Here is a 7,785-nt window from a genome sequence, read left to right on the forward strand (position 1 = left end):
AATCAATGAAGAAATCATACGCCGATATGTAAGACATCAAGAGAAGCAAGAGCGAGTAGAGCAGCACCAGTTGGCGTTGGATTAAACAAAGGCCCCCTTTTAGGGGGCTCACACAAAGCCACCTTCTTTAGAAGGTGGTAATTTACTTGTGAGAGTTATTATCAAGAAGAAAAAACAAAAACGCTAAAAAGGATGTCAAATGGATGCTCTAGATTTACTGCTCAACCGTCGCTCAATTGCCAAGTTGTCAGAGCCCGCTCCAGAAGGTAAAGCACTAGAAAACATTATTCGCGCTGGTTTACGTGCCCCTGATCATGCAGGGTTGACACCATGGCGCTTTGTTATTGCCCAAGGTGAAGGGCTTGGAAAGCTGTCCGAAATTCTGCTCAAAGCGGCGCAAGCAGAGCAAAGCGATCAAGCGGTGATCGACAAAGTAAAGAACGCACCTTTTCGCGCACCTATGGTGATCACTGTTATTGCGAAAGTAACAGAGCATGACAAAGTCCCAGCTTTTGAACAGCATCTATCTGCGGGTTGTGCAGTACAGGCGATGCAAATGGCGGCAGTCGCGCAAGGTTTCCAAGGTTTCTGGCGCTCTGGCGAATGGATGTTCCACCAAGAGGTGCGTAATGCGTTTGCTCTTGAGGGTGAAGATCAAATAGTCGGATTCCTTTATCTAGGAACCGCAGGCTGTACACCAATGAAGGTGCCTGACAGAGATTTGAGTAAGTTTGTTGAATACCTTTAACCGATAAAGAGAGAGCTTGGTTTATGCCAAGCTCTTTTTTTAATGGATGTTGTAAGCAATAACAAAATCGATAAACAGACGTACTTTCTCAGGGAGGTGATCTTTGTGGTTGTACAACATATAGATGTCACGAGGGTTCGCACTCCAATCTTGAAGCACACGAACCAAGCTCCCATCTTCAATATATTCACGCAGCATAACGTCTGGCATCAGAGTGATGCCTAAGCCTTCCGAACAAGCACTTCTGACCACGTTCAGCGTGTTCGCTTGAAAACGTCCTTTATCGTTATTGATGACGGTTTCGCCACTGTTGTTCGACAATTGCCATTTGAGCAGTGGTGACCCTTTTAGTAGCGAGTGCTGATGCAGTTCTTCCGCATGCTTCGGCGCAGGATGGGCTTTGAGATATTTGGGGCTCGCCACCAAAATATCCGCCACTGAGCTAATTTTACGCGCGATAAGGCTTGAGTCACGTTGAGGGCCGACTCGGAAAATAACGTCCCACTCGGTTGGGTCAAGTTGTTCTGAGTGATTGCTGGTGGTGAGATCGATGTTAATGTCCGGGTACTGGCACATAAACGCGTTAAACATCGGCATCATCATTCGTTTGGTTAAGTTTGACGGTGCAGTGATGCGAATTTTACCCGCAGCACCGCGGCACTCATCGGTGATTTCTTCCGCAGCGAGTGTTAGACGGTTGAGTAGAGGTGAACACTCTGCATAAAAACGTTCGCCAGCTTCTGTCAACGAGAGTTTACGCGCGTGGCGGTTAAGCAAACGAAGGTTTAAAGATTCTTCTAATGCCTGAATACGTCGCGTAATTGTTGCAACAGGAATCATTGCTTTACGCGAAGTTGCTGTATAGCTCCCATTTTCGACTACTAGTCTAAACAGGTTTAGGTCATCTAATTTCATTGTGCCAGACACATATTTTTACGAATTCGATTAATTTATATCTATATCAAATGCTAAAGTTTGAGTCATATCAACAACTACAGCGAAATTTGATATCCCATACATATAGTATGCAACTCAGGTCAAAAGTGGAAGATTTGTATAAACAGCCTTTTGCGACTACTTTTTAAAGAGTGTTTAAAACAACTGGCAATAATAAAAATAACGAAACGTTGTACCCCATGCAGTTTGTGAGGCGAAGGTTTATGCATAAGACAATCGAAGTTGGGACCAATGCGACAGTACCAGTCTCTGGTGGACAAAAAGTGATTATGCTGGTGGACGACGATCCTATTTTTCGTCGCATCACCTCAGGCTTTTTAGTTGACCAAGGATATAAAGTCATTGAAGCAGAAGATGGTCTAGATGGCTTACAAAAATTACGTACTGGTGAACCAGATTTAATACTCTGCGACCTCTCTATGCCGATTCTTGATGGAGTAGAGTTCGTTGAAGAGGTGAGTTTGGAATATCCATCACTCCCTTTAATCGTCGTTTCTGCGACGGACGAGATATCGGATGTGGCCAAAGCGCTCCGGTTTGGCATCAAAGATTTCCTCGCTAAACCGATCAGCAACCACGCGCATCTTGCATGTGCGATTGAAAATACACTCGATGATTCGGATAACCATCTGAGCGATCAACGTGACTTTTCCAGTCAGTGGTTCAGAGTGGATAGTGGGGATATGCAGGAAGAACAAGAGTTACACTGGCATTTAGAGTATTTGGAAGACAATCCAAGTGCTGCAAAAGACCTGCTTCATGCTCTGTTGCCGGATAAAGATACTTCCCAAGGTAATTGGAAATGCAGCTACCGACTGCTTCAGTCCACAGATGTGATGCCGCTGGTTTTTGACTATGCGTGGTTGATGAACGGTCAGTTCGCCTTTTATCTAGTGGATTCTGACAGCGAAGGTCAGCATGGTGCGGCAACCACCCTGATGATCAGAGCTCTTTTCCACGATTATCTACGTAACTTGAAGTGCTTTAATGCTGACTTGAAGGATATTGCATCTCTATTGGAGAAGGGCATTAAATGTACGGGGTGCAGCACGCCAGTTCGGGCGCTATTTGGTATCGCTGACTTATCTGAAGGGGCACTCTCTTTGCTGCCTGCGGGGTTAGATGCCCAATGGTCAAATGGATATATCAATCAGCATATTGCGGCCGGAGCTTTGTTAGGACAGAACTGTGGTAAGAATTTTATCACTTCAGATTTACCCATTCAGTCTGCCTGTCAGTTGATGTTAAATTGCCTCGGTTCAAGCAGTTTTAGTCTCGATATTTATCAAGGAGCGAAAGCGTAGCGCAGAGCATCACAGTTTCCTAAAACCCTAATCTTAGTCAGTGTTTGTCACCGTCTGATTAGGGTATAGTCCGCCATAAACAAAAATAGCCCATTTCCTTAACATTAAGTTAATGGTTTGGGCAATAAGTCGTCACCTACAATTTGAGAAGTGAGCTCATGGCAGACAAAGATTTTAAAGAACCATATAATATTTTTTACTTTCTAGGATTTATAGCAGTACTACTTATCCCGACGCTTCCAGCGACTCTTACCTGGATTCGCGTGTTAAATGGATACGCGGGCTTCTAAACCAGACTTCGGAGCATGCCATCAATATTCGTAAACTCTTTCTCAAATTTGTTGGTATGCTCAGCCTAGTTTTAGGCATCATCGGTATATTCCTTCCTCTATTACCTACCACCCCTTTTATTCTGCTGGCTAGTGCGTGTTTTATGCGCAGCAGTCCACGCTTCCACTATTGGCTAAGGCACCATAAAACGTTTGGGCCGATGCTAACTAACTGGCACAAAAATCGCGCTGTTACCGCGAAAGTTAAAAAGCGTGGAGCGGTATGCATCTTGCTGAGTTTTGCGTTTTCAATCTGGGTAGTATCGCATTTCTGGTTAAAGATTATGCTAGTTTTGATGCTGATAGTTTTGCTGAGTTGGTTTATTCGTTTGCCTGTGATGGAGCACCTTGCCGACAGCGAAGAAAATCACTAAGATTGCTAGGAAGTGTGCCCGCTTTTAGAGTGGGCGTTTGTTTTTAGGCACAATAAACTTGGTGACTGTTTCGGTTATAGCCTTAGTTTAGATTGTGCTGAGAACCATGCTAATCGTTGGTTATCGTTACCTGTAACTTGGTCAACCAACCTAGCCAATCTAAGTAAAGAGTTATGACAACTGAAACAATTGCGCAGATCAAATCTAGCATCAAGAGCATTGCTGACTACCCAAAACCAGGCATTCTTTTCCGTGATGTAACCAGTCTTATGGAAGACGCAAGTGCTTACCAAGCGACGATTCAACTACTGGTTGAAAAGTACAAAGATATGGGTTTTACCAAAATCGTTGGTACAGAAGCACGCGGTTTTCTATTTGGAGCGCCTTTAGCTCTTGAGCTTGGTGTCGGTTTTGTACCAGTGCGTAAGCCAGGTAAACTGCCTCGTGCGACCGTTGCTCAATCATACGAGCTTGAATACGGTACAGATACCCTAGAAATTCATACTGATGCAATCAAAGAAGGTGACAAGGTACTGGTTGTTGATGACCTTTTGGCAACTGGCGGCACTATCGAAGCGACAACGAAGCTAATCCGTCAACTCGGCGGTGTTGTTGAGCACGCTGCATTTGTGATTAACCTGCCTGAAATCGGTGGTGACAAACGTCTTGAAGGCCTTGGCCTTAACGTTTACAGCATTTGTGAGTTTGAAGGACATTAATCGGGTAGGTTATTAGTGAGTATAGTTTCATGAGTTATCTTGCCTTAGCGCGAAAGTGGCGACCAACTAAGTTTAATGAAGTGGTTGGTCAGGCCCACGTTTTAACTGCATTAGAGAATGCTTTAGCACAGAATCGTCTCCACCACGCTTATCTATTTAGTGGAACGCGAGGCGTCGGTAAAACGACGATTGGACGTCTGTTTGCTAAAGGTCTGAACTGCGAAACAGGCATTACAGCCACACCTTGTGGGGTTTGTGATACTTGTAGAGAGATCGATGAAGGACGATTTGTTGATCTGCTCGAAATCGATGCGGCGTCTCGTACTAAGGTTGAAGATACTCGTGAACTCCTCGACAACGTGCAGTACAAACCTGCACGCGGTCGTTTTAAAGTCTACCTCATCGATGAAGTACACATGCTGTCTCGCCACAGTTTCAATGCCTTATTGAAAACACTGGAAGAGCCGCCTGAGTATGTGAAGTTCTTGTTAGCGACCACTGATCCACAGAAGCTGCCGGTAACGATTTTATCGCGCTGTCTCCAGTTTCATTTGAAGCCGATCAGCGTCGACAACATTCATCAACAGCTCGATCATATTCTACAGCAAGAAAAAGTTGTTTCAGAGGCACGAGCCTTGGGAATGATCTCGCATGCTGCTGATGGCAGTATGCGTGATGCATTGAGTTTGACTGACCAAGCTATCGCACTGGGCAATGGACAAGTCTTGACTGACAGTGTCGCTCACATGCTGGGTACGCTAGATACAGATCAAGCCTTACACCTGCTCGAAGCGATTAGCTCCAAACAGCCTCAGGTCGTGATGGATTGTGTTACAGCACTTGCACAAAATGGTGTTGAGTGGGATGGTTTGCTACAGCAGTTAGCTGCGCAACTGCATCGTTTAGCCATGTACCAAGCGTTACCTGCCACCTTAGACTTATCTCAGCCTGATGCAGAGAAAGTGGCGCTATTGAGCCGTCAGCTGTCGCCACAAGATGTTCAACTTTATTACCAAATTGCGCTTAAAGGGAGACAAGACCTTCCTTTAGCACCGTCGGAGAGAATTGGCTTAGAGATGATTCTGTTGCGTATGATGGCGTTTAGACCTGCATCGCAAATACAAGCAAACTCTATTTCTGTTGCTGTAGAATCCCAAGTGCAGATGACGACGCCTACGCAAAGTCATGCCTCATCTCGCTCTGCCACATCCTCAATGCAGCCGACCAATCAAACTGCTGAGCGTGTCCTTCAGGCGAGCCCTAGTCAACCAGAGATGCCACCAGTGGCACACTATGATGCTCCTCCGGCTGCCGATTACATGCCTGATCCGCCGAACTATGATGAAGTACAGCAGTATTACGAACAACAAGGCAATCAGCCAAGTTCTGCCGCACCGATTGAACAGCCTTCTCAGCCACAACAAACAAGTGCACCTTCTCGAGTCGCTGGATTGAGGCATCAACTCCGCTCTCAACGCAATGGGGTGAATTCAGGGCAAGGGAATACGCCAAAAAAGGCTAATGCGACATCTGCAAAACCAGAATCTGTTCTAGAACGTGTAGCAAGAAAACACGCAGGAATCGAGCAGGTGTCGCCATTGTCTAACCCGAATGTCAATGCAACACCTGAGGCAGACGATGAACCGTATCGCTGGAAACCGTCGCTGCCACAGATAAACACGGTTAAAACTGAGCTGACGCCAACCTTACTAAAGCAAGCGTTAGAGCATGAAAAAACACCAGAAATGGTGGAGAAGCTGGTACAAGAAAGTCTAGAACAGAGCGAGTGGGCTAAGTTAATCAGCCAACTGTCGACGGCCAAGCTGACTGAGCAGTTGGCGTTAAACTCACATTTCCAGAAGAGTGACGCATCCATTTCCTTAGTGTTGAGAGCATCGCAAGCGCATCTAAATACAGATCGAGCACAAAGTGAGTTGCTTGGGGAATTAAACCGGGTTCTTAACCAAGAGTGTCACTTGAGTGTTGAGATTGGTGAAAGTGGCGAGACGCCTCTAGAGTTAAGAGACAAATTGTATCAAGGGCGTTTACAGCGCGCTTTTGACAGTCTGGAAAGTGATCCGAATATCCAGTTCATCCAAAAAAGGTTTGCAGCTGAACTCGACAGTGAAAGCGTCAGACCGATTTGATTTTACGGGGTTGAATCGTAATGAGCCAGCCCCCATCTAATAACGAAACAAGCTAAATAACCAGAGAGATTAACATGTTTGGTAAAGGCGGTATGGGCAATCTAATGAAGCAAGCCCAGCAAATGCAAGATCGCATGCAAAAGCTTCAAGAAGAAATCGCAAATATGGAAGTAACAGGTGAGTCTGGCGCTGGCCTTGTGAAAGTGACCATTACTGGTAGCCACAGTGTACGTCGCGTTGAAATCGACGACAGCTTGATGGAAGACGATAAAGAGATGCTTGAAGACCTTATCGCCGCCGCTTTTAACGACGCTGCACGTCGTGTTGAAGAAACTCAAAAAGAGAAAATGGCAAGTATTACCGGTGGCATGCAACTTCCACCTGGTATGAAAATGCCTTTCTAATCAACAAGGTTAGATAATGCGCACCAGTCATATGCTGGAGCAATTGATGGAGGCCTTACGTTGTCTGCCTGGGGTTGGCCCTAAGTCGGCACAGCGTATGGCCTTTCATTTGTTACAGCGAGATAGAAAGGGCGGCTTACAATTAGCCGATGCACTGAGTCAGGCAATGACCGAAATTGGGCATTGTAATGAGTGTAGAACCTTCACGGAAGAAGACGTTTGCCACATCTGTACCAATCCTAAACGTCAGGAAAATGGTCAACTTTGTGTGGTAGAAAGTCCGGCAGATATAGCTGCGGTAGAAGCAACAGGTCAGTACTCAGGTCGATACTTCGTATTGATGGGGCACTTGTCGCCTCTAGACGGTATTGGTCCGAGTGATATCGGCCTTGATGTTCTGGACTATCGACTACGTCGAGGTGACATTTCGGAAGTTATCTTAGCCACAAACCCGACGGTTGAAGGTGAAGCGACGGCTCACTATATCGCGGAATTGTGTAAAGAAAGCAACGTGTTAGCAAGCCGTATTGCTCATGGTGTTCCTGTTGGTGGTGAGTTAGAGCTCGTTGATGGTACGACACTCTCTCATTCGCTACTTGGCCGACATAAGCTGTAATCGTTCCAAATAAAAGCAAAGCCGCGATATCTATCGCGGCTTTTTTATTTTCAGCCCTAAACCACCTACTTCAGTAGGTGGTTATCATCCGTTTCGGCTTTGCCTGTAAAACTACTCATGCTAAATGCGTCTTTGATTTTTCCAGAAGTCAAAGAGGACAAATAACATGAGTAGATACAATCAAGCT

The 7,785-nt window shown here is 45.6% G+C and carries 8 protein-coding genes and 1 pseudogene; 8 read left to right on the forward strand and 1 reads right to left on the reverse strand.

From position 1 onward, the window contains the following. Both QTN94_RS18755 and QTN94_RS18760 read left to right on the forward strand, forming a co-directional pair. A pseudogene (locus QTN94_RS18755) lies at positions 1–85 on the forward strand (IS200/IS605 family transposase); the annotation flags it as partial. 114 nt (positions 86–199) lie between these two features. Next, positions 200–748, forward strand: a complete 549-nt coding sequence (locus tag QTN94_RS18760; RefSeq protein WP_138970999.1) for an NAD(P)H nitroreductase — start codon at positions 200–202, stop codon at positions 746–748. A 39-nt stretch (positions 749–787) separates the two neighbouring features. Here QTN94_RS18760 and QTN94_RS18765 read toward each other — a convergent pair whose 3' ends face one another. After that, positions 788–1,663, reverse strand: a complete 876-nt coding sequence (locus QTN94_RS18765) for a LysR family transcriptional regulator (RefSeq protein WP_331428511.1) — start codon at positions 1,661–1,663, stop codon at positions 788–790. Between the two features lie 245 nt (positions 1,664–1,908). On the opposite strand from QTN94_RS18765, the gene QTN94_RS18770 reads away from it, so the two are divergent. The 6 genes from QTN94_RS18770 (at position 1,909) to recR (ending at position 7,598) form a co-directional block, all read left to right on the forward strand. After that, the gene (locus QTN94_RS18770; RefSeq protein ID WP_331428512.1) at positions 1,909–3,009 is read left to right on the forward strand and encodes a response regulator; all 1,101 of its coding nucleotides are present in this window, start codon (positions 1,909–1,911) and stop codon (positions 3,007–3,009) included. A gap of 346 nt (positions 3,010–3,355) precedes the next feature. Further along, complete coding sequence (locus QTN94_RS18775) at positions 3,356–3,712, forward strand: YbaN family protein (protein ID WP_331428513.1); 357 nt, start codon at positions 3,356–3,358, stop codon at positions 3,710–3,712. Positions 3,713–3,885: 173 nt separating this feature from the next. Beyond that, positions 3,886–4,431 (forward strand): adenine phosphoribosyltransferase, encoded by a 546-nt coding sequence (gene apt, locus QTN94_RS18780; protein ID WP_138971004.1) that lies wholly within the window; start codon positions 3,886–3,888, stop codon positions 4,429–4,431. 29 nt (positions 4,432–4,460) lie between these two features. Continuing rightward, a complete protein-coding gene (gene dnaX / locus QTN94_RS18785; RefSeq protein WP_331428514.1) occupies positions 4,461–6,578 on the forward strand; it encodes a DNA polymerase III subunit gamma/tau in 2,118 nt (705 codons plus the stop codon). A gap of 74 nt (positions 6,579–6,652) precedes the next feature. Further along, positions 6,653–6,982, forward strand: a complete 330-nt coding sequence (locus tag QTN94_RS18790) for a YbaB/EbfC family nucleoid-associated protein (protein ID WP_138971007.1) — start codon at positions 6,653–6,655, stop codon at positions 6,980–6,982. A gap of 16 nt (positions 6,983–6,998) precedes the next feature. After that, entirely contained in the window at positions 6,999–7,598 is a 600-nt protein-coding gene (gene recR, locus QTN94_RS18795; protein WP_138971008.1) for a recombination mediator RecR, read from the forward strand. Positions 7,599–7,785: the final 187 nt, after the last annotated feature.

This window comes from Vibrio sp. M250220 (assembly GCF_036533795.1).
In the GTDB taxonomy this organism is placed as follows: domain Bacteria; phylum Pseudomonadota; class Gammaproteobacteria; order Enterobacterales; family Vibrionaceae; genus Vibrio.

What these genes read in the sequence shown, in the direction of transcription:
- recR (WP_138971008.1), top strand. Translation starts at nt 6,999, where the DNA reads ATGCGCACCAGTCATATGCTGGAGCAATTGATGGAGGCCTTACGTTGT.
- dnaX (WP_331428514.1), top strand. Translation starts at nt 4,461, where the DNA reads ATGAGTTATCTTGCCTTAGCGCGAAAGTGGCGACCAACTAAGTTTAAT.
- apt (WP_138971004.1), top strand. Translation starts at nt 3,886, where the DNA reads ATGACAACTGAAACAATTGCGCAGATCAAATCTAGCATCAAGAGCATT.
- QTN94_RS18775 (WP_331428513.1), top strand. Translation starts at nt 3,356, where the DNA reads ATGCTCAGCCTAGTTTTAGGCATCATCGGTATATTCCTTCCTCTATTA.
- QTN94_RS18770 (WP_331428512.1), top strand. Translation starts at nt 1,909, where the DNA reads ATGCATAAGACAATCGAAGTTGGGACCAATGCGACAGTACCAGTCTCT.
- QTN94_RS18765 (WP_331428511.1), bottom strand. Translation starts at nt 1,663, where the DNA reads ATGAAATTAGATGACCTAAACCTGTTTAGACTAGTAGTCGAAAATGGG.
- QTN94_RS18760 (WP_138970999.1), top strand. Translation starts at nt 200, where the DNA reads ATGGATGCTCTAGATTTACTGCTCAACCGTCGCTCAATTGCCAAGTTG.
- QTN94_RS18790 (WP_138971007.1), top strand. Translation starts at nt 6,653, where the DNA reads ATGTTTGGTAAAGGCGGTATGGGCAATCTAATGAAGCAAGCCCAGCAA.